Below are 23,414 nucleotides of genomic sequence, written 5' to 3'. Positions count from 1 at the left end.
GGCGAAACTGAAAGCCGGTCGCGGTAGCCGATTTACCCATGTAACAAGCGGTGCCGCCGAAGACAAAGAAAAAGGGGCGCCAAGGCCACCGGGCCGGCGCCGAAAGGAACGAAAGTGTCTGGTTTCGCGTCGCTTCGCCTGGCCCTCAGCGCAGCATTTCTCGGCGCTCTCCTCTATTCCCCGCTTGCCGCGGCGCAGAGCGCGGCCGCGCCCGCCCAGAATGCCGTCACGCTCGGGCCGAGCGGCCTGCCGCTACCGCGATTCGTCAGCCTGAAGTCCGGCCGCGTCAATTCGCGCGTCGGCCCCGGCGCCAACTACTCGGTCGACTGGATGTATCTGAAGGCCGGTCTGCCGATGGAGGTCGTCCAGGAATTCGACACATGGCGCCGCGTGCGCGACGCCGATGGCTCCGAGGGCTGGATCAACCAGTCGCTGCTGTCGGGCCGGCGCACGGCGATCATCGCGCCGTGGCAGCGCGGCAAGGGCGCCCAAATCAATCTTATGAAAAGCCCCGACAAGGATGCCCGAGTGGTGGCGATCGTCGAGCCCGGCGTCATGGGCACGATCAAGTCCTGCGACGGCCAGTGGTGCGAAATGACGCTTGAAGGCCACACCGGCTGGCTCGCCCAGGCCGCGGTCTGGGGCGCCTATCCCGGCGAGCGGGTCAAGGACTGAGGTCGTCCCGTTTGCGTCCGATACGGCCAAGGTGAGTGTCCTGAAAACCGGTTGACAGTTTCAGGCCGTAGCCCAGCGCACGGTCGATGGCGATGTGGGCGATCCAGATCAGTGCGACCGCGATCGCGACCGCATGACCGGAGAGGTACCCGACGAGCAGCAGCAGTACCGGTACGATGAGGATGTGCAAGGCGTTGTAGGCGATGGCGCCGATGCGCGGCCCGCCGAGGTAGCCGAACATTGACAGGTCCGGCGCCAGGATGAGCAATCCGAAGAGCCACCAGGAAACGCCTGACCAAGCATAGAAGACGAGCGCAACGGCCGCCACGACAGCCCATTCGAGCCGGGTTATCCGGTCGAGGAGCTTCATCCCTGACAGAGTACTCTGGCCTGACAGATCATTCCCGGCCGGACCGATTGTCTTGGCCTCGCCGGTCATTCCTGGCGCTTGGGGCGCAGCCTCACCACGATGTCGACATTGGCGATTTCCATGCCCTCGGGCGGATCCGGCAGGTTGGTGACTGTCACCGGGCCGTTGGCGATGTCGAAAATCCGGTTTTCGCCTTCGATGTAGAAATGATGGTGGTCGGAGGTGTTGGTGTCGAAATAGGTCTTGGCGCCCTCGACGGCGAGGATGCGCAGCAGCCCCGCCTGGGTGAACTGGTGGAGCGCGTTGTAGACCGTGGCCAGCGACACCGGCACGCCGGCGGCCAGCGCCTCCTCGTGCAGTTCCTCGGCCGAGAGATGGCGATCGCCCTTGGCGAAAAGCAGGTCGGCCAGCGCAATGCGCTGCCGCGTCGGCCTCAGGCCGGCTTCACGTACCCGCTTGTCCACAGCGACATTTTCCTTCCGGCAGCCCCGGTCCATCTGGTCTTCCAAGCCAACAGTCCCGCTTCAAGACATGCCCAGAATGGCAAAAAAATGAATGTCTGCCGAAACCGGACCCCTGTTGACATATATTCTGTCGTCCGAATGCGATCAATAGCGCGCATTGACCCGGGCAGACTGGCGGGTTAAGCGCAAACGCCGGTTTCCGGCCTGAAACAGATTGTGTTAGGACACCAACGACAAGGGCGCGCTACCGCCCGGACGATATGGGGACGAGATTGATGGCGGGTAAATCCAGCTACGACTACGAAGAATTGCTGGCCTGCGCCCGCGGCGAGCTGTTCGGAGAGGGCAATGCCCAGCTGCCCTACCCGCCGATGCTGATGTTCGACCGTATCACCGAGATCAGCGAGACCGGCGGCGCCTTCGACAAGGGCTTCATCCGTGCGGAGTTCGACATCAAGCCGGACCTGTGGTTCTTCGCCTGCCATTTCATCGGCAATCCGATCATGCCAGGATGCCTCGGTCTGGACGCCTTGTGGCAGTTGACCGGCTTCTACCTTGGCTGGCTCGGCGAACCCGGCAAGGGAATGGCGCTGTCGACCGGTGAGGTCAAGTTCAAGGGCATGGTCACGCCATCGGTCAAGAAGGTCGAGTACGGCGTGGATTTCAAGCGCGTCATGCGCGGCCGATTGGTGCTGGGCATCGCCGATGGCTGGATGAAGGCGGATGGCGAGCCCATATATGCGGCGACGGACCTGAAGGTCGGTCTGTCCAAGCAGTCGGCGGTCGCTTGACCGCACCCTTGGCCGACCCACTGGCCAGCATCCCTGGAAGGAGTTGCGAATGAGACGTGTCGTAGTCACAGGCCTCGGCATCGTGTCGTCGATCGGCAACAATGCCAACGAGGTGCAGACCTCGCTGCATGACGCCAGATCCGGCATCAGCTTTTCCGATTCCTTCGCCGAGCACGGCTTCCGTTGCCAGGTCTGGGGCGCGCCGACGCTCGACCCCTCCGCCATGATCGACCGCCGCGCGATGCGCTTCCTGAGCCAAGGTGCCGCCTGGAACCACGTCGCCATGGACCAGGCGATCGCCGATGCGGGCCTCGGCGAAAGCGACATCACCAATGAGCGCACCGGCATCGTCATGGGCTCGGGCGGCCCCTCCACCCGCACCATCGTCGAGGCGGCCGAAACCACGCTGAAGAACGGCAGCCCCAAGCGCATCGGCCCCTTCGCGGTACCGAAGGCGATGTCGTCGACCGCGTCGGCAACGCTGGCCACCTGGTTCAAGATCCACGGCGTCAACTATTCGATCTCGTCGGCCTGCTCGACCTCGGCGCATTGCATCGGCAATGGCTACGAGCTGATCCAATGGGGCAAGCAGGACATGGTCTTTGCCGGCGGCCATGAGGATCTCGACTGGACGATGTCGGACCTGTTCGACGCCATGGGCGCCATGTCGTCCAAGTTCAACGACAGGGCCTCGGCTGCTTCCCGCGCCTATGACGTCAATCGCGACGGCTTCGTCATCGCCGGCGGCGCCGGCGTGCTGGTGCTGGAGGAGCTCGAGCATGCCAAGGCGCGCGGCGCCAAGATCTACGCCGAGATCGTCGGCTACGGCGCAACCTCTGACGGCTACGACATGGTGGCCCCCTCCGGCGAAGGCGCGGTCCGCTGCATGCGCCAGGCGCTGGCGACGGTTTCCACGCCGGTCGACTACATCAACACCCATGGCACCTCGACGCCGGTCGGGGATTCCAAGGAAATGGGCGCCATCCGCGAGGTGTTCGGCGAGAAGATGCCGTTCATCACCTCGACGAAATCGCTGACCGGCCATTCGCTGGGCGCGGCCGGCGTTCAGGAGTCGATCTATTCGATCCTGATGATGCAAGGCGGCTTCATCGGCGAAAGCGCCCATATCGAAACCCTCGACCCCGAATTCGAGGGCATGCCGATCGTGCGCAAGCGTATCGACAACGCCAAGATCGACACCGTCCTGTCAAATTCCTTCGGTTTCGGTGGCACCAACGCAACGCTCGTTTTCCAGCGCTATTCCGCATAAGGCCAGCGGTTTTCTAGGGGGATTGCCTGCCATGGACGGATTGATGAAGGGCAAGCGCGGGCTTGTCATGGGTGTCGCCAACGATCATTCGATCGCCTGGGGCATCGCCAAGAAATTGTCCGAACATGGGGCGGAGCTCGCCTTCACCTACCAGGGCGACGCCTTCGGCCGCCGGGTCAAGCCGCTCGCCGACAAGCTCGGCGCCTCGCTGGTCGTTCCCTGCGATGTCGAGGACAGCGCTTCGGTCGCCGCCACATTCGAGACGCTCGGCAAGGAATGGGGCGGACTGGACTTCGTCGTCCACGCCATCGGCTTTTCCGACAAGAATGAGTTGAAGGGCCTCTACGCCGACACCAGCCGAGACAATTTCGTCCGCACCATGGTGATCTCCTGCTATTCCTTCACCGAAGTGGCGCGCAACGCCGCGGCACTGATGACGGAAGGCGGCTCGATGATCACGCTGACCTATGCCGGTTCGGTCCGCGTCATGCCGAACTACAATGTCATGGGCGTAGCCAAGGCCGGCCTCGAGGCCAGCGTGCGCTACCTTGCCAACGACTACGGCCCGCGCGGCATCCGGGTGAACGGCATCTCGGCAGGCCCGGTGCGCACGCTCGCCGGCGCCGGCATTTCGGACGCCCGTCACATGTTCTCCTACCAGCAGCGCAATTCGCCGTTGCGCCGCACGGTGACCATCGACGAGGTCGGCGGCTCCGCGCTTTATTTGCTGTCCGACCTTGCCTCCGGCGTCACCGGCGAAATCCACTATGTCGATTCCGGCTATCACATCGTCTCGATGCCGACGCTCGACGAGTTGAAGCAAACGGATGGCTAACTGGCCCTGAAACGGGTCAAGGCGGGCAACCGTTTCGGAGAAATGGCTCTTTTCCAGTAAAGAAAATAATCTTCTCCAGTAAAATTGGATTCATTCGCGGAAACTCATTTTAAGAAGATTTCCGCTATAGAGTCCCGCAATCTGGGGACCTTTGAATGCCTGCCGTCAGCAACCCGAAGCGAACACCCGTGTTTCGACTGCTCACCATAGCAAGTTCGGGCATTGGCAGTTTTATCCTCGGCATCTGGGGGCTGAAGCACGGTCTCGGCGACGGGTTTGCCGGCATATCGATGGACATGATGGTCGCGATCATGGCCGCGCTTTGCGCGCTGGCGGCGTCGGTGGCGGCCATGTCGTTCTTCGCCGGTGTCGATGAATCGGCGGATTTCGTCTTCAACGAAACCCATTTCGACAAGCTGACCGGACTGCTGGCACGCCCGGCGATGGTCGGCAAGATCGCCGAGGCGGCATGCGCGACAAGCCGAACCGGGGAACCGGTGTTCCTGATCGACATCGACATCGACCGGTTCAAGCAGATCAACGACGCGATCGGCTATACGCAGGGCGACGAGTTGATCCGCGCCTTCACCAAGCGGCTGCAGACCTGCGTGCCCGCACGCGCCATGGTCGGGCGTATCGGCGCTGGCGAGTTCGCGGTGCTGCTTCCGGATCATCAGATCCAGGGAACGATGGAAAGCATGGTCGAAAGGCTCATCGATGAAATGATGGAGCCCTATGAACTGAGCACCCATCAGCAATCGGTGAGCCTGTCGGTGGGTATCGTTGCCATGCCCAAGGATGGCGTCGATCCGGTCCTTATCCTGCGCCGCTCCAATCTGGCGCTGCAGAATGCGCGCGCCGGCGGGGTCGGCAACTGGTCGGTGTTCGACAGCGAGATGGGGCGTGTCGCCGATCATCGCCAGTGGGTGGAATCCGAACTGCACACCGCTTTCGAGCGAGGAGACTTCGACCTCCACTATCAGCCGCAGCTCGACCTGCCGACCGGCCGCATCATCGGCTACGAGGCGCTGATCCGCTGGAACCATCCCGAACGCGGCATGATCCCACCCATGGAGTTCATCCAGATCGCCGAGGAAACCGGCATGATCAACCCGATCGGCGAATGGGTTCTGCGCAAGGCTTGCAGCGACGCCCACCATCTGCCGGACGACTGTTTCGTCGCCGTCAACATCTCGCCGGTTCAGTTCATGACCAAGGACTTCGTCGGCATCGTGCGCGACACGATGAGGGCCACCGGCATCAAGCCGTCGCGGCTTGAGCTGGAAGTGACCGAGACGGCGATGATGCAGGACCGCGACCGCGCGGCCGCCATACTGAAAGAACTTGCCGAAATGGGCATCTCCGTTGCCGTCGACGATTTCGGCACCGGCTATTCCAACCTCAGCTACCTCATCGACTTCTCGTTCGGCAAGTTGAAGATCGACCGCTCCTTCGTCAGCCGCATCGGTACCGATTCCAGCTCAGGCGCTGTTGTCTCGACCATCGTCGGGCTTTCGCGCGCGCTCGGCGTCAGCATCATCGCCGAAGGCGTCGAGACCGAGAGCCAGGCGACACTGTTGCGGGCCGCCGGCTGCGAAGTGGTGCAGGGCTACCTGTTCGGCCGGCCGGCACCGCTCAAGTTCAGGCTTGGCGACCAGCACGCCACCGACGAGGTCCGGCGCGTCGCCAGCCTGCATTAAGCAAGTCAGCGCCGTGCGGAAAACACCTTGAACATGCCGTCGCGGGCAAGCTCGGCATGGCTGGCAAAGGCCGCCGACAGCACGGACTCATAGGGAAGCTGGCGGTTGGCGACCATGAACAGCCTGCCACCGGGCTTCAACGCCTTGGCTGCCGCGCGGATCATGCCGACGCCGATCTCGGGCTCGGCCGCACGGCTGCGGTGGAAGGGCGGGTTCATGGCGATGACGTCGTAACGGCGCTCGACCGGCTCGGCGAGCAGATCCGTCCAGAAGAAGCCTTGCGCCACTGTGTTGGCGAGGTTGCCCTTGGCCGCCTCCAGCGCATCGAAATCGGCCTCATAGAGATCGAGGCCCGACAGGCCTGACGAGCGGGCAGCCATCTCAGCCGCCACATAACCCCAGCCGGCGCAGAAATCGGCCGCATTGCCGCGCAGGTCACCGGGCAGGTTGTCGGCCAGCAGTTTCGAACCCGCATCGATGCGATCGAAGGAGAACATGCCGGGTGCGGTGTGGAATCGCCCCTCGATCAGCAAAGCGGGATTGGCGGCGCGAAGTGTAGCGGCGGCTTGCACATCCGCCGGGCTGCGCAGCCAGAAGGCGATGCCGTGATATTTCGGCATATGGCCGTCGAGCGGCACGAGTTCGTCGACGCGCTTGCGCAGGCTGGCAATGCCGTCGTCCTTGCCGCCGGCGACGACGACAAGTCCGCGCGGCGCCACGCGCTCGAGGGCCTCGGCGATACGCAGTTCGTTCTGGCCGCGGTGACGGCCGGCGAGCACCAGGGCGGCATCAAAACCGTCCCCCTCGGCTTGCGGCGTCACGGTAAAGCCCGCCGTCTGCAATGCGCGGAAATGCGGCCGGAAGCCCTGTATGAGATGCAGCGTTGCCTCGAAACCCGGCGGCACGCGCAGGCCGGGCTCGGCGCCGAGGAAGAGGATGCGCTCGCCCTTTCGCGGCAAGGAGAGAGCCTCAGCCTCGAACGGATGGAAAAGCGTCTTCAGCGCTTCAGCGGGCATAGAAGTGCTCCCAGAGTCTTACGCAATTCCCAAGGTGAAAGCGCCTCATACTTTCCTGGAACTGCTCCAAACGAAAACGGGCGCGACATAAGCCGCGCCCGCTTCGATTTTTTCTGTCAGAGCGCTCAGGCGGCGTCTTCTTCGCCTTCGGCCCTCTTGTCGCGCACGATTTCCTTGCCGGTGGCCTGGTCGACGACCTTCATCGACAGGCGAACCTTGCCGCGCTCGTCGAAGCCCATCAGCTTGACCCAAACCTTGTCGCCTTCCTTGACAACGTCCGAGGTCTTGGCAACGCGCTCATTGGCGAGCTGCGAGATGTGGACGAGGCCGTCACGCGGACCGAAGAAGTTGACGAAAGCGCCGAAGTCGGCGGTCTTGACGACCGTGCCTTCGTAGATCTCGCCGACTTCCGGCTCGGCGACAATGGTGTGGATCCACTTCTTCGCCGCCTCGATCTCCTTGGCGTTCGAGGAAGCGATCTTCACCGTGCCGTCGTCCTCGATGTTGATCTTGGCGCCGGTCTTCTCGACGATCTCGCGGATGACCTTGCCGCCCGAACCGATGACATCGCGGATCTTGTCGGTCGGGATGTGCATGACCTCGATGCGCGGTGCGAATTCGCCGAGTTCGGGGCGTGCGCCGGTCAGAGCATGCGCCATTTCGCCGAGGATATGCTGGCGGCCATCCTTGGCCTGGTCCAGCGCGATCTTCATGATCTCCTCGGTGATGCCCTCGATCTTGATGTCCATCTGCAGCGAAGTGATGCCGTTGGCGGTGCCGGCGACCTTGAAGTCCATGTCGCCGAGGTGATCCTCGTCGCCCAGGATGTCGGAGAGCACGGCGAAGCGCTCGCCTTCCTTGATCAGGCCCATGGCGATACCGGCAACGGGCTTCGCCAGCGGCACGCCGGCATCCATCAGCGCCAGGGAGGTGCCGCAGACGGTGGCCATCGAGGACGAGCCGTTGGACTCGGTAATCTCCGAGACGACACGCAGCGTGTAGGGGAACTGGTCAGCGCTCGGCAGCATCGGCCGGATGGCGCGCCAGGCGAGCTTGCCGTGGCCGATTTCGCGGCGGCCCGGCGAACCCATGCGGCCGGTCTCACCGACGGAATAGGGAGGGAAGTTGTAGTGAAGGAGGAACTTCTCCTTGTACATGCCGGTCAGCGAATCGACATACTGCTCGTCTTCGCCGGTGCCGAGCGTGGCCACGACCAGCGCCTGGGTTTCGCCGCGGGTGAACAGTGCCGAACCATGGGTGCGCGGCAGGACGCCGACTTCCGAAACGATCTTGCGGACCGTCTTCAGGTCGCGGCCATCGATGCGCGAGCCGGTGTCGAGGATGTTCCAGCGCACGACCTTGGCCTGGAGTTCCTTGAACACCGAGCCGATCTGCTCGGAGGTGTATTTGGGCTCTTCGCCTTCGGCCGGAGCAAAGGCTGCCTTGACCTTCGCCTTGACGGCGTCGACGGCGGCATAGCGTTGCTGCTTGTCGGTGATCTTGTAGGCATTGCTGAGCTCGTCGCCGACGATCTTCAGCATCTCGCCTTCGAGCGCGGAATAGTCCGGCGCGGTGAAGTCGCGTGGCTCCTTGGCGGCGACTTCGGCCAGCTTGATGATGGCGTCGATGACCGGCTGAAAGCCCTTGTGGCCGAACATGACGGCGCCGAGCATCAGTTCTTCGCCAAGTTCCTTGGCTTCCGACTCAACCATCAGCACGGCGTCGGCGGTGCCGGCGACGACGAGGTCGAGCTTGGATTCCTGCATTTCGTCGATGTGCGGGTTGAGGACGTATTCGCCGTTGATGTAGCCGACGCGCGCGCCGCCGACCGGGCCCATGAAGGGAACGCCCGACAGGGTCAAAGCGGCCGAGGTGGCAACGATCGACAGGATGTCCGGATCGTTCTCGAGGTCATGCTGAACGACGGTGACGACGATCTGGGTGTCGTTCTTGTAGCCGTCGGCGAAGAGCGGACGGATGGGGCGGTCGATGAGGCGCGAAACCAGCGTTTCCTTTTCGCTCGGACGGCCTTCGCGCTTGAAATAGCCGCCCGGGATCTTGCCGGCGGCATAGGTCTTTTCCTGGTAGTTGACGGTCAGCGGAAAGAAATCGAGGCCGGGCTTGGGCTCCTTCATCGAAACGACGGTGGCCAGAACCTTGGTCTCGCCGTAGGTGGCGAGCACAGCGCCGTCAGCCTGACGGGCGATCTTGCCGGTTTCGAGGATGAGCGGGCGACCGCCCCATTCGATTTCCACTTTGTGCTGATTGAACATGTCTTGTCCTTTGTATGAAGAAGGGCCGCGCCGTTTCAGCGTGCGCGGGTGCCCTTTCCTCTGGCTTCCTTTCTCGGGCAGCCACGGGCAAGACAACGGGAGGCTCGGGTTTTATCGGCACGGTGGCCAAACGAGCGTCCTGCAATCCTGCCCCATGACCGTCCATGGGTGGCTTAGAGTGGCCCTCTGCGCGCTCTAAGCCGGATATGGCCAATCGATCGATCGGCCTGCGCATGACCCCGAAACCCACGGCTTGCGGAACGCGTCATGCGCAATTCAACTTTTCGGAACGTCCGTCCGGCATCCCGATGGGGTGCGCGGCGCTCCAGTCCTGCATTCGAGATCGGATTGGTCCTCGGCTCGAATGCGCGACCGGCGGACTCCTTGAGAGAGCCCGCCGGTCAATTCGTCAACGGCGCAGACCGAGCTTCTCGATCAGTGTCTGATAGCGCACGTCGTCCTTGCGCTTGAGGTAGTCAAGCAGGCTGCGGCGCTGGGACACGAGAGCGAGCAGACCACGGCGGGAATGGTTATCCTTCTTGTGGTCCTTGAAATGGTCGGTCAAGTTCTTGATGCGCTCGGAAAGGATGGCCACCTGGACTTCCGGAGACCCGGTATCGCCCTTGGCGGTCGCGAATTCACCCATCAATTCCTTTTTGCGCTCGGCAGTAATCGACATCGTGTTTTTCCTTATGTTTGAGGAAACGGGTCGCCCTCAGCCGGGATGTCGTCCAGCAGGGGCCGGTGCAAGCAAAGCGTCGAGGCGCTATGCTGCGGCGCATATAGTGCAATTCCCGGCAAAACACCAGCCCAATTCACCAAGCCGGCTTTTCAGCCCCAAATGCCGAGTTTTATCGCTATCAAAGCCATTTTTTCCATTTGAAGAAGGCAATCAGGCCGATCGCGACAAGCAGCATGAAGACGAGCGCCGCCGGATAACCATAGTAAGATCGCAGTTCCGGCATGTTCCATGGCGAGGCATCGGGACTGAAATTCATGCCCCAGACGCCGACCAGGAAGGTGAGCGGCATGAAGATGACCGAGACGATGGTGAGATAGCTGATGACGTCGTTGGTGCGCGCCTGGCTCAGCGACAGATGCATCTCGATCAGCCCGGTCAGCATGTCGCGCTGGGTCTCAACCAGCTCGATCAGCCTGAGCGAATGGTCGAGTGTGTCATTGAGGAAAACCTTGGTCTCGGCTTTGACATAGGGCACGTCGTTGCGGATCAGCGTCGCCAGCGCATCGCGCATCGGCCACAGCACGCCCTTCAGCACATTGGCGTCGCGCCGCAATTCGTGCAGTTGCCGCATCTGATGCTTGTGCGTCGAATGCAGCATCTCGTCCTCGATGCCGTCGACCTGGTCGCCGGCCGCCTCGACCGGCGGAAAATAGCTGTCGACGATGGCGTCGATCAGCGCGTAGGCCAGATAGTCGGCGCCGCGTGTGCGCAGGCGGTTGGGCGCCGAACTCCCGATACGCTTGCGTACCGGGTCGAACGGATCTCCCTCGCGTTCCTGGAAAGTGACGACGAAATTCTTACCGAAGAACACGGCGATCTGCTCGTAGCGATGAGCTGTGACATCGTCGATCATGCGCACGACGACGAAGGCGTGGTCCTCGAAGAAATCGACCTTCGGTCGCTGGTCGGTGTTGACGACATCCTCCAGGGCCAGCGGATGCAGGTTGAAGATCCGGCCGATCTCCTCGATCAGCGGGATGTTGGCGAGCCCGGTGCAATCCAGCCAGACGACCGGCCAGCGGTCGCAATGGACATTGAGATCATCGATGCTGGCATTGTCGATGGTCTTGAATTTTTCGGGCGAAATCAGCGTCAGCCTGAGCTCACTGCGCCGCGCCGCCGGATCGGCGATCAGCGTGCCCGGCGAGGCGCCGACGGGCGGCCGCCTCGTCTTCGCCGGCGCCCGCCTCTTCACCGCATCGGCCTTTGCCATCTGCCCCTCGATCGTAGAATCGACGTGAAGTTAGACGAGAGCCGTCACCCGGCAAAGACCCGCTTGGGCTTGAACATGCCTTGTTCGATCGCGCCGATGGCAACCAGCTTACCACGGGCCGTGGCACAGGCTTCCTCCGCCTCGACGGGCGCGTCGCGGCCGCGAATGATGACCGGATTGCCGAGGCGGATCTTGGTCGCCGCATCGTCGCTGATGGCGATCTGCGGCAGGCAGTCTAAGGCAGCTGAGGTGTCGACCAGAAGCGCGTCGATCGCGCCGAAGTCCACCGGCACGTCAATCGCATCGGCGTCGTCGGCAGGCTCCGGCTTGTCCTCGCCTTGCGCACCGAAACGGGCGGCTTCCAGCTCGGCGATGGTGACGAAATCCTCCGATGTGAACGGCTCGACCTCGACCCGGCGCAAATCGCTGATATGGCCGAAGCAGCCGAGGTCACGGCCCATGTCGCGTGCCAGCGAGCGCACATAGGTGCCCTTGCCGCATTCGACCTCGAAAACGGTGTGGTCGGCATGGTGCTCGATGATGTCGAGGCGGCCGATCTCGATCTCGCGGGCGGGAATGTCGACCGTCTCGCCTTCGCGGGCGAGATCGTAGGCGCGTTCGCCCGCGATCTTGATGGCCGAGAATTGCGGCGGCGTCTGCATGATGACGCCGGTGTATTTCGGTAGCAGCGCCTTGACCTCGGCTTCCGCCGGACGGAGGTCTGAACTCTTCGTCACTGGCCCTTCAAGATCGTCGGTCGAGCGCTCCTGCCCCCAGGCGACGGTGAAGCGGTAGATCTTGGCGCCGTCCTGCACATAGGGCACCGTCTTGGTGGCTTCGCCGAGCGCGATCGGCAGCATGCCGGAAGCCAGCGGATCGAGCGTGCCGGCATGGCCAGCCTTTTCCGCCTGGAACAGCCATTTGATCTTGGACACGGCCTCGGTGGAACCCATCCCCACCGGCTTGTCCAGCACCACCCAGCCGGAGACCGGCCGGCCCTTCTTCTTGCCGCGGCGCCCCATTATTCGCTGTCCTTGTCGTCTTTGGCCCTGTCGTCCTTGGTCTTGTCGTCGTCCGCATCGAGATCGCGTGCCACTTCGGGCGACTTCAGCAGATCGTTGATCCTGGCGAAATTGTCGAAAGAGGTGTCGAGCTTGAAGCGGAACTCCGGCATGAACTTCATCTGCCGCAGAGCGCCGGAGACACGACCGCGGACGAATTTCGCATGCTTGTTCAACGCCTCGACAACTGCGTCGGTGTCCTTGGCGCCAAGCGGCGAAACGAAAGCGGTGGCGACCCTCAGGTCGGGCGACATGCGCACTTCCGAGACCGACACAACGGTATTTTCGATCAGCGGATCGATGATCTCACCACGCTGCAAGGTTTCGGAGAGCGCGTGGCGCACCTGTTCGGCAACGCGCAGCATACGCTGGGACGGGCTGGATGTGGTTGGACGGGGCATTTTTTCTCAATCCTGAAAGCGTGAGGCACGGGATGGGACCGTGCCGCATGTCTCATATGTCAACGCATCGGCCCGAAATCGAATTCGGTTTCGAAACGCACGATGCGTAATTTCACAATAAACTCCAGGCGGCGGTCTTTCGACCACCGCCTGGTACCGGCAAGTCACGCGAACTCAGAGTGTTCGGGTCACCATCTCGACGCGGAAGCACTCGATGATGTCGCCGACGCGCATGTCCTCGTAGTTCTGGAAGGCCATGCCGCACTCCTGGCCGCCGGGGACTTCCGAAACCTCGTCCTTGAAGCGCTTCAGCGTCTTCAGCGTGCCTTCATGGATGACGACGTTGTCGCGGATCAGGCGCACGCCCGCGCCACGCTCGACCTTGCCTTCGGTGACACGGCAGCCGGCGATCTTGCCGACCTTGGTGATGTCGAAGATCTCGAGGATCTCGGCATTGCCGATGAAGGTCTCGCGACGCTCCGGCGACAGCAGTCCCGACAAAGCCGCCTTCACATCATCCACGAGGTTGTAGATGATCGAGTAGTAGCGGATTTCGATGCCCGCGGCCGCGGCCGCGGCACGTGCCTGTACGTTGGCACGGACGTTGAAGCCGATGATCGCCGCACCAGACGTTTCCGCCAGCGAGACGTCGCTTTCGGTGATGGCGCCGGCGCCGGCATGGACGATGCGCGCACGCACCTCGTCGGTGCCGAGCTTGTCCAACGCCGCGTTGATCGCCTCGATCGAACCCTGCACGTCGCCCTTGATGACCAGCGGGAATTCCTTCAGCCCGCTCGTCTGCAACTGCGACATCATCTGTTCGAGCGAGCCGCGCTGGCCAGCATGCTTGGCCACCGCCTTCTCGCGCGCCAGACGCTGGCGATATTCGGTGATCTCGCGGGCGCGGGCCTCGTTGTTGACCACCGCGAAGCGGTCGCCAGCCAGCGGGGTTCCCTGAAGGCCGAGCACCTCGACCGGCATCGCCGGCGGCGCTTCCTTGATCTGCTCGCCGCGATCGTTGACCAGGGCGCGCACGCGGCCCCACTCGTTGCCGGCGACGAGGATGTCGCCCGGCATCAAGGTACCGGTCTGCACCAGCACGGTGGCGACCGGGCCACGGCCCTTGTCGAGCTGCGCTTCGATGACGACACCCTCGGCGGTACGGTCCGGATTGGCCTTCAGGTCGAGGATTTCGGCCTGCAGCAGGATCGCCTCGAGCAGCTTGTCGAGATTGGTGCCCTTGGTCGCCGACACTTCGACGTCAAGCACTTCACCGCCCATCGATTCGACGAAGACCTCGTGGCGCAGCAGTTCGGAGCGCACCTTCTGCGGATCGGCGTCATGCTTGTCGATCTTGTTGATGGCCACGATGATCGGAACGCCGGCCGCCTTGGCGTGGCTGATCGATTCGATCGTCTGCGGCATGACGCTGTCGTCGGCCGCCACCACCAGGATAGCGATGTCCGTGGCCTGGGCGCCGCGGGCACGCATCGCCGTGAAGGCGGCGTGGCCGGGCGTGTCGATGAAGGTGATCTTCTGACCGTTCTTCTCGACCTGATAGGCACCGATATGCTGGGTGATGCCGCCGGCTTCGCCGGAAACGACATTGGCATTGCGGATGGCATCGAGCAGCGAGGTCTTGCCGTGGTCGACGTGGCCCATGATGGTCACGACCGGCGGACGCGGCACCAGGTCCTCGGCATTGTCGGCGATGTTGAACAGGCCTTCCTCGATGTCGGACTCGGCAACGCGGCGGACCGTGTGGCCGAATTCGGTGGCGACCAGCTCTGCCGTGTCGGCGTCGATGACGTCGCCCGGCTTCAGGATCTGGCCCTGCTTCATGAAGAACTTGACCACATCGACCGCACGTTCGGACATGCGCTGCGCCAGTTCCTGGATGGTGATGGTCTCGGGCAGGATCACTTCGCGCATGACTTTCTCGCGCGGCTCATTGTGCATCGCGCGCTTGAACTTCTCCTGGCGGCGACGCATCGACGACAGCGAACGGGCCCGCGCATCCTCGTCGGAAAGCGCGGAATTCAGCGTCAGCTTGCCACGGCGACGATCTTCCTCGCCCTTGGTCGGCTTGGCCGGACGTGCCACTTCGGGCGTGACGAGGCGACGCACAGGCGCGCCGGCGCCAGCCCGCTTCGGCTTGACCTCTTCTTCTTCGTCTGCCGTTGCCAGCTCCGCGGCCAGCGGTGCGCGGCGGCGTGCTTCTTCCTCGGCGCGGCGGCGCGATTCGGCCTCGGCTTGCAGACGCGCCTCTTCCTCGGCCTGGCGGCGCGCGGATTCCTCGCGCTCACGCTTGCGCCGCTCCTCGTCCTCGGCCCGGCGCTTGGCTTCCTCGGCGGCGCGCTGACGGTCTTCGACCTCGCGGACCTTGGATCCTTCCAGCGCCCTGCGGCGGGCTTCCATTTCGCTGCGCGACAGTTCGTTCAGCACCATGCCGCTGCGCTCGACCGGAGCCCGCGGGGGAGGTGGAGGCGCAGCCTTCGGCGCTTCCTGCACGACAGGGGCCGCGGCGACCGGCGGCTTCGGCGTGAAGACGGGCACAGGGGCAGCAGCAGCCGGCTCCGGCTTGTCGCCGGGCAGGGAGAATTTGCGCTTCTTGGTCTCGACCACGACCGACTTGGTACGGCCATGCGAGAAGTTCTGGCGCACGGTGCCCTGTTCCATGCCGGGGCGCTTCAGCGTCAAGGTCTTCATCGGTGTAACACTCAACGTCTTGTCGTCGCCCGATTTCGTATCGCTCATTCCATATCCTCTGCGGCCTCATCTTCGTCAGCAACGGCCGCAAGCATTGCCAGATCGTCCGGGGTACCGCCCCGATACCGGTCGAGCGCAACCATGCGCTTCTGGACCGCCTTACCCGCGTCTCCCGCGAGGACGGCAGCATGTATCACATTTGTACCCCCCAATGCCAAGCTCAACTCGGCCTCGGAGAAAAGTTTGTAGGCAAGGATGGAAGGGCCGCCAATATGGACGGTCGCCCGCCGCGCCTGGCTGATCTTGCGTACGCCATCGTCCGATGCTTCGGTCGCGTGGAGCACGAAAAGCGCAAGCCCACCGCGCACGGCACTCTCAACCTTGGTGGCACCAAGAGAAATTGCGCCTGCCTTGCGGGCGAGACCCAGCATGCCCAGAGCGGATCTGGAAAGCAGCCCATCGACCATGCCGCCAAGATCCGGCGGCACGACCACCTGTGCCTTGAAGGCGCGGGCAAAAAGGTTCTTGGCCGCCGCCTTGTCGATATGTAGGCGGTCGGCGCTCACCCAGCAACCGCGGCCGGGCAGATTTCTCTTGAGATCGGGAACGACGGCCGAATCCGGGCCGACGACGAACCGGATCAGTTCATCCGGTTCGGCCTGCTTGCGGGTAACGATGCAGGTGCGATCGTTCATCTCGTCCAAGGGCGGGTTGTGTGCGATGCGGTTTCACCTCACGCACCAACGGCTTCGTCAGCCGATGCTTCTTCGGCCGCAAGCTCGTCCTCGGAAATCCAGCCGGCCTTGAGACGGGCATTGAGCACCATCTGTTCGGCGTCGGCGCGCGAAACACCATGATTGGCCAGGACGCCTGGATAGACCTTGGTCTCGCCGTCCTTGCGTTCCTTCCAGCCGGTCAGGTCGTCGGCGGCATAGCCGGCGAAATCCTCGATCGTCTTCACGCCGTCCTCGCCGAGCGTCACCATCATGGCGGTGGTGATGCCGGGGATTTCGCGCAGCTCGTCCTTGACGCCCAGCGCCTTGCGCTTCTCGTCATGCTCGGCCTCGATCTTTTCGAGGTATTCGCGGGCACGGGTCTGGATTTCGGAAGCCGTGTCGTCGTCGAAGCCGTCGATCGAGGCGATTTCGCCGGCGTCGACATAGGCGACTTCCTCGACGCTGGTGAAGCCTTCGGAGGCCAGCACCTGGCCGACCATCTCGTCGACGTCGAGGGCCTCCATGAACAGCGCCGAGCGCTCGACGAATTCCTTCTGGCGGCGTTCGGATTCCTCGGCCTCGGTCAGGATGTCGATATCCCAGCCGGTGAGCTGCGAGGCGAGACGCACGTTCTGGCCGCGGCGGCCGATGGCGAGCGACAACTGATCGTCGGGAACCACCACTTCGATGCGCTCGGCGTCCTCGTCGAGCACGACCTTGGCGACTTCCGCCGGCTGCAGCGCATTGACGATGAAGGAGGCGGCAGAGGGCGACCACGGAATGATGTCGATCTTCTCGCCCTGCAATTCACCGACGACGGCCTGGACACGGCTGCCGCGCATACCGACGCAGGCGCCGACCGGATCGATCGAACTATCACGCGAGATGACGGCGATCTTGGCGCGCGAGCCCGGGTCGCGGGCGACCGACTTGATCTCGATGATGCCGTCATAGATTTCCGGCACTTCCATGGTGAACAGCTTGGCCATGAACTGCGGATGGGTACGCGACAGGAATATCTGCGGGCCGCGCTGCTCGCGGCGCACGTCATAGACATAGGCTCGGACGCGGTCGCCGTACTTGTAGTTCTCGCGCGGAATCAGCTCGTCGCGGCGGATGATCGCCTCGCCACGGCCGAGATCGACGATGACATTGCCATATTCGACACGCTTGACGGTGCCGTTGACGATCTCGCCGATGCGGTCCTTGTATTCGTCATACTGGCGGTCGCGCTCGGCCTCGCGCACCTTCTGCACGATGACCTGCTTTGCCGACTGGGCGGCGATGCGGCCGAAATCCATCGGCGGCAGCTGTTCGGCAATGAAGTCGCCGAGCTGGGCGTCGGGATTGCGCTCGCGGGCCGAGGAAATGGCGATCTGGGTGGCATAGTCGTCGACCTTTTCGACCACTTCCATCAGCCGCTGCAGCTTCATCTCGCCGGTGTTCGGGTTGATGTCGGCGCGGATGTTGGTTTCCTGGCCGTAACGCGAACGCGCCGCCTTCTGGATCGCATCGGCCATGGCGGCGATGACGATCGACTTGTCGATCGACTTTTCACGCGCGACCGCGTCGGCAATCTGCAGCAGTTCAAGTCTGTTGGCGCTTACAACCATGTTTTTTCTCCCGAGCCTGTTTGCCGGACCTTTGGACCCGGCAGCTCAATCAACTTTCCTGTTCGTGTTCTTCCGTGGCGTCCGCTTCCGCACCCTCGGGCACGTCGTCATCCGGTTCACCGCGGCGTTTCTTGGCTTCCTTGCGCGCCCTGTTGTCCTTCGACAACGCATCGCGAATGAGGTCGTCGGTCAGGATCAGCCGGGTTTCGGCAATGGCGTCGTAAGGCACGCGCACCGTCGGTTCCTCGCCATAGGCCGCCTTGTCGCGCTCGATCAGCACGTCGTTCTCACCGGCCTCGGCAATCTTGCCCTTGAAGCGCTTGCGATCCGCGACGATGACCGATGTTTCCATCTTCACCAGATGACCGGTCCAGGTCACGAAATCCGATTTGCGCACCAGCGGTCGGTCGATGCCGGGCGAAGAGACTTCGAGATGATAGGCCTTTTCGATCGGATCATCGACATCGAGCGCCGGTGACACCGCGCGGCTGACCTCTTCGCAATCCTCGACGGTCATGGTGCCGTCCTCGCGTTCGGCCATGATCTGCAGCGTCAGCCCGTTCTGGCCGGACAGATGCACCCGCACGAGGCGAAAGCCTATGCCGCGCAGCACCGGCTGGACGATCAGCGCAATGCGCGCATCGATGCCGCTTTCGCGGATGATGCGATCGTCACCTTCGCTTGCCGTTGCAGTCATCAAGTACCTGTCGTTTCGAACCTATCGGCAGGTAATAAAAAAGAGCGGGACCGGGTGGACCCACTCTTCGTCATACCGACCAAGAATTTGAGGCTGATATAAACCAACATGGCCGGTGTTTCAAGCCCGCCGTGCCGGTTCGGCAAAAGCCCTGACAGCGCCAGCATTGCTCCAGGCGCATGGCCACCATGCGCCAATCCCCCTGTGAGAGCCGGCGGGGCGCTCTTATTTGTTAGCCACGACACGAACAGAAGCGGCGCGCGGTGGCGCGCGAAAGGACAAGATCATGAGCAATCGCAGACTATTTTCCGCCTTGGGCGATCTCTTCACGGCATTTGGCGGCGCGGTTGCCGCGTCGCGCTCCGTGGAAGCCGGCCGCAAGCCGCGCGCCGACGATTTGCGCAAGCTCGGCATGGATCCGGCCATCTTCAACAGAATCGGCCGTTTCTGAAAATCTGGCGAGGGCGGGTGGGCCTATTTCCTGACAAAGGTCAGATAGGCAGGCCGCCGGCCCTCGCGAATGGCCTTCGCCTCGTAACGCGTGCCAGGCCAGCCCTCATAGGGGCGGTGCCAGTCGGCAGCTTCGGCCGCCTGCCATGCGAAGGCGCCATGCGCCCGGCAATGCAGCAAGGTCCAGTTCACATAGGTGTCGATATCGGACGCGAAGCGGAATTTTGCGCCCGGTTTCAGGACGCGGGCGAAACGCTCGAGATTGACCGGACTGACGAAACGCCGCTTCCAGTGCTTCTTCTTCGGCCAGGGGTCTGGATAGAGAAGATCGATGCCGCCAAGCGAAGCCGGCGGCAGCCAGTCGAGCAGCCGGGTGGCGTCGTCGTCATGGACCCGCAAATTGGCCAGCGGCCTTGCTCGCACCGCCATCATCATCTTGGCCATGCCGTTGACGAAGGGCTCGACGCCGATGAAGCCTGTTGTCGGCGCCTCGATGGCGCGGTGCAGAAGATGCTCGCCGCCGCCAAAGCCGATCTCGAGCCGGACGGCCGAAACTTCAGTCTCGAACAGAGTGCGCAGATCCGACGGCGCATCGGCCGTCAGATCGAGCCGGTAGGCGTCAAGCCCGCTTTCCAGGGCTGCCGCCTGCTGAGGACGGACCGGCTTGCCGCGCCGACGACCGAAAAAGGCTTCGGTCGTCCGGCTTGGCCTGTCTTGCGGGCTCATCTGGCGGCGCTGGGTCTGTCGCGGCTCAGGCCGCGACAGCATCCTTGAGCGCCTTGGCGAGATCGGTCTTTTCCCAGGAGAAAGACCCGTCACGGCCGGCCTTGCGGCCGAAATGGCCGTAGGACGACGTCTTAGCGTAGATCGGCTTGTTGAGGTCGAGATGGCGCCGGATGCCCGACGGCGACAAGTCCATCACCGTGCGCAGCGCGTCCTCGAGCTTTGCCTCGTCGACCTTGCCGGTGCCGTGCAGGTCGACATACACCGACAGAGGCTGGGCGACGCCGATGGCGTAGGAAAGCTGGATGGTGCAGCGGTCGGCAAGCTTCGCCGCCACGACATTCTTGGCCAGATAGCGCGCCGCATAGGCTGCCGAACGGTCCACCTTGGTGGTGTCCTTGCCGGAGAAGGCGCCTCCGCCATGCGGTGCCGCGCCGCCGTAGGTGTCGACGATGATCTTGCGGCCGGTGAGGCCGGCGTCGCCGTCCGGGCCGCCGATGACGAACTTGCCGGTCGGGTTGATGTACCACATGCAATCGTCGGCGATCTTGAGATCACCAAGCGCCTCGCGGATATAGGGTTCGACGACCTTGCGGACCTTCTTGGAGTCCCAGGTCGCGTCGAGATGCTGGGTCGACAGCACGATCTGCGTTGCCTCGGCGGCCTTGCCGTCGACGTAGCGGACGGTGACCTGGCTCTTGGCGTCCGGGCCGAGCTTGCCGGCCTCGCCGTTGTTTTGATGGCGGGCGGCGGCCAGAAGTTCGAGGATCTTGTGGCTGTAGTAGATCGGCGCCGGCATCAGGTCCGGCGTCTCGCGGCAGGCATAGCCGAACATGATGCCCTGGTCGCCGGCCCCTTCCTCGCCCTGGCGGTCGGCGGCATTGTCGACGCCCTGGCCGATGTCTGGCGACTGGCCATGCAGGAGAACCTCGATCTTGGCCGTCTTCCAGTGGAAGCCGGCCTGCTCGTAGCCGATCTCGCGGATCGCCTTGCGGGCGACGGATTTGAATTTTGCCGGGTTCACGACCGGGTGGCCCGCGGCGTCCTTGAGGATGTTGCCGGCCTTGTCCTTTTTCAGCAGCGTCTCGGGGACGCGCACTTCGCCGGCGATGACGACGCGGTTGGTGGTCGCCAAGGTCTCGCAGGCGACACGGACCTTCCATGGGTCCATGCCGGTCTTCTTGGCTTCGCGGTAGACCAGATCGACAATCTCGTCGGAGATCCGGTCGCAGACTTTGTCGGGATGGCCCTCGGCAACGGATTCCGAGGTAAAGAAGTAGTTCTGCCGCGTCACGGGTGTCCCCTCTTGAAAAACGATCGGCAGGCTGCCGATTTTGGCGCGCCACGTGTTAGCGGGGCAAAGCGCCGCTCGTCAAGCGTTGCCGCCATTCTGGCACGACTGTCGATGTCGATATCTTGTGCCACCGGCGGCGAATGCCGCCGGTTCGAGGCTTATCGAGGGTCAGTCCAGGTCGTCCGCTGCGAGTGACTTCACCAGATCGATGATCCTGCGGCGCACCTTGACGTCGGCGATCTTGACGAAGGCCCGGTTGAGCTGAAGGCCTTCGGGACTGCCGCAAAACTCGACGGCGAAAGCCATTGACGCATCCTCGGAAAAGCCGCGACCGGGCGCCGCTTCCTGGCCCGGCGCATCCTCGAAGAAGAAGGCGACGGGCACGCCGAGTATCGAGGCTATCGCCTGCAGCCGGCTGGCGCCGACGCGGTTGGTGCCCTTTTCATATTTCTGGATCTGTTGAAATGTGATGCCGAGATTTTCGCCCAGCTTTTCCTGGCTCATTCCGAGCATGTTGCGGCGAAGCCGGACGCGGCTTCCAACGTGGATGTCGATGGGATTGGGTTTCTTCTTGTTTTCTTCTGTCATTTTTTCCTCGCCGAATTTTTTCGGCTTTGTGATTTTTTTCCTGCCCAAAAAAAGCCGGAGGCGACTGCCCCAACAGACGATCCACCGGCTTCGAGAAATTTTCAGGCGATACAGTATGAGTTTCTAATGTGTCGACTGTCAATTCACCCGTAGCCTTTGCCTTACGTTCAACAGTGCCCCCACCAGCGCAAACAGCAACATGATCAGCATTCCGTTAATGCGCCGCTGGGCCGAGGAAACGACCGCCTGTCCAGAAATCGGCACCTTCACATCGATGGCTCCGCGCGCGTCGATCGCCAGCGCATCGACGATGCGTCCGCGCGGATCGACGACGGCCGAGATGCCGTTGTTGGCAGCACGCAGCAAGGGCAATCCGTTCTCCACCGCGCGAATCTGGGCCTGCCTGAAATGCTGATACGGTCCCGGTGTGTCCCCGAACCAGGCATCATTGGTAACGTTCACAATAAGCTGCGCTGACGTAGCGTCAACTGCCACAAGATCGGGAAAGATCACCTCGTAACAGATAAAAGGCAGGGCACGGATGCCGCCCGGCAGTGAGATGGCGTGGCGCTCGTTGCCGGCGGCGAACGTCACCGGTCCGGCGACAAGCTGCGCGATGCCGAAACGGTTGAGCAGGTCGCCGAAAGGCAGGTACTCGCCGAACGGCACCAGATGGACCTTGTCGACGGCGTCAGTGATTTCGCCCCTGTCGTTGATCGCCACCACGGAATTGTAATAGCGGCTGTCTGTGCTGGCCGCCGAGCCCCCTTCCTCGCGAACGACCCCGGCAATCAGCATCTGGCCATCGGCCAGCATGTCGCCCAGCGCCGTCAGCGCGTCAGGCCGTTCGGTGAAGAGGAAAGGCACCGAGGTTTCCGGCCAGAGAATGAGTTGTGGCTTGCCGTGACCGGGGTCCGGCGCCTTGGCGGACAGGCCGAGCAAGGTGGCGAAGATGCGGTCGCGCACCGAGGCATCCCATTTTTCCGACAGGTCGACGGCCGGTTGGACAATGCGGACATCCAGGCTGCGCTCGGCCGGTTTTTCAGGAGCGGCAAGCCTGATGTAGCCGAAACCGACATGGGCTGATGCAAGCAGCACGAACAGTGCCGCGCCCAGGCGAAGATGCCGGCGCGCCACCAGCAGCGCCGGCAATGAAAAGAGGAACACGGCAAGCACGTTCATGCCGATCATGCCGGTCACCGAAACGCTCTGCATGAGGAGAGGCACGGGCATTGCCGCGTAGCCAATGGCATTCCAGGGAAAACCAGTGAACAGGAAGCCGCGCAGCCACTCTGTCAGCCCGAAGCCGAAGGCAAGGGCGGCGATGCGGCCGATATCACTGCTCCACAGAAGCCGGGCGACCAGCGTCGCGAAGCCGTAGAAAAAGGCCAGCGCGAAGGGAATGCCGACCACGGCGAAGGGAAGTGCCCAGGCAAACTCATCGGCCTCGACCAGCAGCGCCGAGCCGATCCACCAGAGACCGGCGAGGAAATAGCCGAAGCCGAACCACCAGCCGACGGCGAAGGCCGGCAGCAAGCGTCTGAAAAGGCTGCCGGAAGCTTCGCCGGTCGCGCCATCGAGCAGCCAGACCAGCAGCGGAAACGAGATGAAGCAGGCGGCGAAGAAATCGTAAGGCGCCTGGCCAAGCACCGCCAGCGCCCCGGCAAGAAAGGCCACGAGCGCACGCCGCCAACCCCAAAGCAGAATTATCCGGCCGGCCAGGCGCTCCATGCATACTTCCGAGTCGCGCGAATCAGGACGCAAGATTTATCAGGCCGCGGCCCGCGCTCCAAACGGGACCGACCCGGCTCCG

Annotated in this window: 22 protein-coding genes; 6 read left to right on the top strand and 16 right to left on the bottom strand. The window is 63.1% G+C overall.

The window, feature by feature from the left end:
* Positions 1–114 precede the first annotated feature (114 nt).
* Positions 115–675 carry an SH3 domain-containing protein gene (locus tag MAFF_RS22825; RefSeq protein ID WP_010913335.1) on the top strand — a complete coding sequence of 187 codons (561 nt, stop codon included), beginning with the start codon at positions 115–117 and terminating at the stop codon, positions 673–675.
* On the opposite strand, the gene MAFF_RS22820 is transcribed toward MAFF_RS22825, so the two are convergent.
* Both MAFF_RS22820 and irrA read right to left on the bottom strand, forming a co-directional pair.
* Positions 665–1,114, bottom strand: a complete 450-nt coding sequence (locus MAFF_RS22820; RefSeq protein ID WP_010913334.1) for a DUF4260 domain-containing protein — start codon at positions 1,112–1,114, stop codon at positions 665–667. The genes MAFF_RS22825 and MAFF_RS22820 overlap by 11 nt on opposite strands.
* A complete protein-coding gene (gene irrA, locus MAFF_RS22815) occupies positions 1,111–1,542 on the bottom strand; it encodes an iron response transcriptional regulator IrrA (RefSeq protein ID WP_010913333.1) in 432 nt (143 codons plus the stop codon). The genes MAFF_RS22820 and irrA overlap by 4 nt, the downstream gene beginning before the upstream one ends.
* A 242-nt stretch (positions 1,543–1,784) precedes the next feature.
* Here irrA and fabA point away from each other — a divergent pair, with 242 nt between their 5' ends.
* The 4 genes from fabA to MAFF_RS22795 all read left to right on the top strand — a co-directional run bounded on the left by fabA (position 1,785) and on the right by MAFF_RS22795 (position 6,105).
* Complete coding sequence (gene fabA, locus MAFF_RS22810; protein ID WP_010913332.1) at positions 1,785–2,300, top strand: 3-hydroxyacyl-[acyl-carrier-protein] dehydratase FabA; 516 nt, start codon at positions 1,785–1,787, stop codon at positions 2,298–2,300.
* 49 nt (positions 2,301–2,349) lie between these two features.
* Positions 2,350–3,570, top strand: a complete 1,221-nt coding sequence (fabB, locus tag MAFF_RS22805) for a beta-ketoacyl-ACP synthase I (RefSeq protein ID WP_010913331.1) — start codon at positions 2,350–2,352, stop codon at positions 3,568–3,570.
* A 31-nt stretch (positions 3,571–3,601) separates the two neighbouring features.
* Positions 3,602–4,405, top strand: a complete 804-nt coding sequence (fabI, locus tag MAFF_RS22800) for an enoyl-ACP reductase FabI (protein WP_010913330.1) — start codon at positions 3,602–3,604, stop codon at positions 4,403–4,405.
* Between the two features lie 155 nt (positions 4,406–4,560).
* Positions 4,561–6,105 (top strand): putative bifunctional diguanylate cyclase/phosphodiesterase, encoded by a 1,545-nt coding sequence (locus MAFF_RS22795; RefSeq protein ID WP_010913329.1) that lies wholly within the window; start codon positions 4,561–4,563, stop codon positions 6,103–6,105.
* Positions 6,106–6,110: 5 nt separating this feature from the next.
* On the opposite strand, the gene MAFF_RS22790 is transcribed toward MAFF_RS22795, so the two are convergent.
* From MAFF_RS22790 to rimP, 10 genes are all read right to left on the bottom strand, one after another.
* On the bottom strand, positions 6,111–7,121 hold the full coding sequence (locus tag MAFF_RS22790) for a class I SAM-dependent methyltransferase (protein WP_010913328.1): 1,011 nt from the start codon (positions 7,119–7,121) through the stop codon (positions 6,111–6,113).
* Positions 7,122–7,246: 125 nt separating this feature from the next.
* On the bottom strand, positions 7,247–9,394 hold the full coding sequence (pnp, locus tag MAFF_RS22785; protein ID WP_010913327.1) for a polyribonucleotide nucleotidyltransferase: 2,148 nt from the start codon (positions 9,392–9,394) through the stop codon (positions 7,247–7,249).
* A 409-nt stretch (positions 9,395–9,803) separates the two neighbouring features.
* Positions 9,804–10,073 carry a 30S ribosomal protein S15 gene (gene rpsO, locus MAFF_RS22780; protein ID WP_010913326.1) on the bottom strand — a complete coding sequence of 90 codons (270 nt, stop codon included), beginning with the start codon at positions 10,071–10,073 and terminating at the stop codon, positions 9,804–9,806.
* 181 nt (positions 10,074–10,254) lie between these two features.
* The gene (gene corA, locus MAFF_RS22775) at positions 10,255–11,349 is read right to left on the bottom strand and encodes a magnesium/cobalt transporter CorA (RefSeq protein ID WP_010913325.1); all 1,095 of its coding nucleotides are present in this window, start codon (positions 11,347–11,349) and stop codon (positions 10,255–10,257) included.
* Positions 11,350–11,393: 44 nt separating this feature from the next.
* Entirely contained in the window at positions 11,394–12,371 is a 978-nt protein-coding gene (gene truB, locus MAFF_RS22770; RefSeq protein ID WP_010913324.1) for a tRNA pseudouridine(55) synthase TruB, read from the bottom strand.
* Complete coding sequence (gene rbfA / locus MAFF_RS22765) at positions 12,371–12,811, bottom strand: 30S ribosome-binding factor RbfA (protein WP_010913323.1); 441 nt, start codon at positions 12,809–12,811, stop codon at positions 12,371–12,373. The genes truB and rbfA overlap by 1 nt, the downstream gene beginning before the upstream one ends.
* A 174-nt stretch (positions 12,812–12,985) precedes the next feature.
* Positions 12,986–15,568 carry a translation initiation factor IF-2 gene (gene infB, locus MAFF_RS22760; protein WP_010913322.1) on the bottom strand — a complete coding sequence of 861 codons (2,583 nt, stop codon included), beginning with the start codon at positions 15,566–15,568 and terminating at the stop codon, positions 12,986–12,988.
* Entirely contained in the window at positions 15,565–16,215 is a 651-nt protein-coding gene (locus MAFF_RS22755; RefSeq protein WP_010913321.1) for an RNA-binding protein, read from the bottom strand. The genes infB and MAFF_RS22755 overlap by 4 nt, the downstream gene beginning before the upstream one ends.
* A gap of 38 nt (positions 16,216–16,253) precedes the next feature.
* A complete protein-coding gene (gene nusA, locus MAFF_RS22750) occupies positions 16,254–17,849 on the bottom strand; it encodes a transcription termination factor NusA (protein ID WP_010913320.1) in 1,596 nt (531 codons plus the stop codon).
* Between the two features lie 49 nt (positions 17,850–17,898).
* Positions 17,899–18,546, bottom strand: coding sequence for a ribosome maturation factor RimP (gene rimP / locus MAFF_RS22745; protein WP_010913319.1), 648 nt, complete (start codon positions 18,544–18,546; stop codon positions 17,899–17,901).
* 286 nt (positions 18,547–18,832) lie between these two features.
* Between rimP and MAFF_RS40080 the strand changes: the two genes are divergently transcribed.
* Positions 18,833–18,997: a hypothetical protein gene (locus MAFF_RS40080; protein ID WP_010913318.1), complete on the top strand. Its 165-nt coding sequence runs from the start codon at positions 18,833–18,835 to the stop codon at positions 18,995–18,997.
* Positions 18,998–19,020: 23 nt separating this feature from the next.
* Here MAFF_RS40080 and trmB read toward each other — a convergent pair whose 3' ends face one another.
* From trmB to lnt, 4 genes are all read right to left on the bottom strand, one after another.
* Positions 19,021–19,722 carry a tRNA (guanine(46)-N(7))-methyltransferase TrmB gene (trmB, locus tag MAFF_RS22740; protein WP_044551168.1) on the bottom strand — a complete coding sequence of 234 codons (702 nt, stop codon included), beginning with the start codon at positions 19,720–19,722 and terminating at the stop codon, positions 19,021–19,023.
* A gap of 25 nt (positions 19,723–19,747) precedes the next feature.
* The gene (gene metK / locus MAFF_RS22735; RefSeq protein ID WP_010913316.1) at positions 19,748–21,013 is read right to left on the bottom strand and encodes a methionine adenosyltransferase; all 1,266 of its coding nucleotides are present in this window, start codon (positions 21,011–21,013) and stop codon (positions 19,748–19,750) included.
* A gap of 168 nt (positions 21,014–21,181) precedes the next feature.
* Complete coding sequence (locus tag MAFF_RS22730) at positions 21,182–21,601, bottom strand: helix-turn-helix domain-containing protein (protein ID WP_010913315.1); 420 nt, start codon at positions 21,599–21,601, stop codon at positions 21,182–21,184.
* Positions 21,602–21,739: 138 nt separating this feature from the next.
* Positions 21,740–23,332 (bottom strand): apolipoprotein N-acyltransferase, encoded by a 1,593-nt coding sequence (lnt, locus tag MAFF_RS22725; RefSeq protein ID WP_010913314.1) that lies wholly within the window; start codon positions 23,330–23,332, stop codon positions 21,740–21,742.
* Between the last annotated feature and the right edge of the window lie 82 nt (positions 23,333–23,414).

Source organism: Mesorhizobium japonicum MAFF 303099 (assembly GCF_000009625.1).
GTDB lineage: Bacteria > Pseudomonadota > Alphaproteobacteria > Rhizobiales > Rhizobiaceae > Mesorhizobium > Mesorhizobium japonicum.
The sequence above is the reverse complement of the archived record's forward strand: the minus strand, read 5'-3'. Positions and strand labels throughout refer to the sequence as shown.

What these genes read in the sequence shown, in the direction of transcription:
- MAFF_RS22820 (WP_010913334.1), bottom strand. Translation starts at nt 1,114, where the DNA reads ATGACCGGCGAGGCCAAGACAATCGGTCCGGCCGGGAATGATCTGTCA.
- irrA (WP_010913333.1), bottom strand. Translation starts at nt 1,542, where the DNA reads ATGGACCGGGGCTGCCGGAAGGAAAATGTCGCTGTGGACAAGCGGGTA.
- fabA (WP_010913332.1), top strand. Translation starts at nt 1,785, where the DNA reads ATGGCGGGTAAATCCAGCTACGACTACGAAGAATTGCTGGCCTGCGCC.
- fabB (WP_010913331.1), top strand. Translation starts at nt 2,350, where the DNA reads ATGAGACGTGTCGTAGTCACAGGCCTCGGCATCGTGTCGTCGATCGGC.
- fabI (WP_010913330.1), top strand. Translation starts at nt 3,602, where the DNA reads ATGGACGGATTGATGAAGGGCAAGCGCGGGCTTGTCATGGGTGTCGCC.
- MAFF_RS22795 (WP_010913329.1), top strand. Translation starts at nt 4,561, where the DNA reads ATGCCTGCCGTCAGCAACCCGAAGCGAACACCCGTGTTTCGACTGCTC.
- MAFF_RS22790 (WP_010913328.1), bottom strand. Translation starts at nt 7,121, where the DNA reads ATGCCCGCTGAAGCGCTGAAGACGCTTTTCCATCCGTTCGAGGCTGAG.
- pnp (WP_010913327.1), bottom strand. Translation starts at nt 9,394, where the DNA reads ATGTTCAATCAGCACAAAGTGGAAATCGAATGGGGCGGTCGCCCGCTC.
- rpsO (WP_010913326.1), bottom strand. Translation starts at nt 10,073, where the DNA reads ATGTCGATTACTGCCGAGCGCAAAAAGGAATTGATGGGTGAATTCGCG.
- corA (WP_010913325.1), bottom strand. Translation starts at nt 11,349, where the DNA reads ATGGCAAAGGCCGATGCGGTGAAGAGGCGGGCGCCGGCGAAGACGAGG.
- truB (WP_010913324.1), bottom strand. Translation starts at nt 12,371, where the DNA reads ATGGGGCGCCGCGGCAAGAAGAAGGGCCGGCCGGTCTCCGGCTGGGTG.
- rbfA (WP_010913323.1), bottom strand. Translation starts at nt 12,811, where the DNA reads ATGCCCCGTCCAACCACATCCAGCCCGTCCCAGCGTATGCTGCGCGTT.
- infB (WP_010913322.1), bottom strand. Translation starts at nt 15,568, where the DNA reads ATGAGCGATACGAAATCGGGCGACGACAAGACGTTGAGTGTTACACCG.
- MAFF_RS22755 (WP_010913321.1), bottom strand. Translation starts at nt 16,215, where the DNA reads ATGAACGATCGCACCTGCATCGTTACCCGCAAGCAGGCCGAACCGGAT.
- nusA (WP_010913320.1), bottom strand. Translation starts at nt 17,849, where the DNA reads ATGGTTGTAAGCGCCAACAGACTTGAACTGCTGCAGATTGCCGACGCG.
- rimP (WP_010913319.1), bottom strand. Translation starts at nt 18,546, where the DNA reads ATGACTGCAACGGCAAGCGAAGGTGACGATCGCATCATCCGCGAAAGC.
- MAFF_RS40080 (WP_010913318.1), top strand. Translation starts at nt 18,833, where the DNA reads ATGAGCAATCGCAGACTATTTTCCGCCTTGGGCGATCTCTTCACGGCA.
- trmB (WP_044551168.1), bottom strand. Translation starts at nt 19,722, where the DNA reads ATGAGCCCGCAAGACAGGCCAAGCCGGACGACCGAAGCCTTTTTCGGT.
- MAFF_RS22730 (WP_010913315.1), bottom strand. Translation starts at nt 21,601, where the DNA reads ATGACAGAAGAAAACAAGAAGAAACCCAATCCCATCGACATCCACGTT.
- lnt (WP_010913314.1), bottom strand. Translation starts at nt 23,332, where the DNA reads ATGGAGCGCCTGGCCGGCCGGATAATTCTGCTTTGGGGTTGGCGGCGT.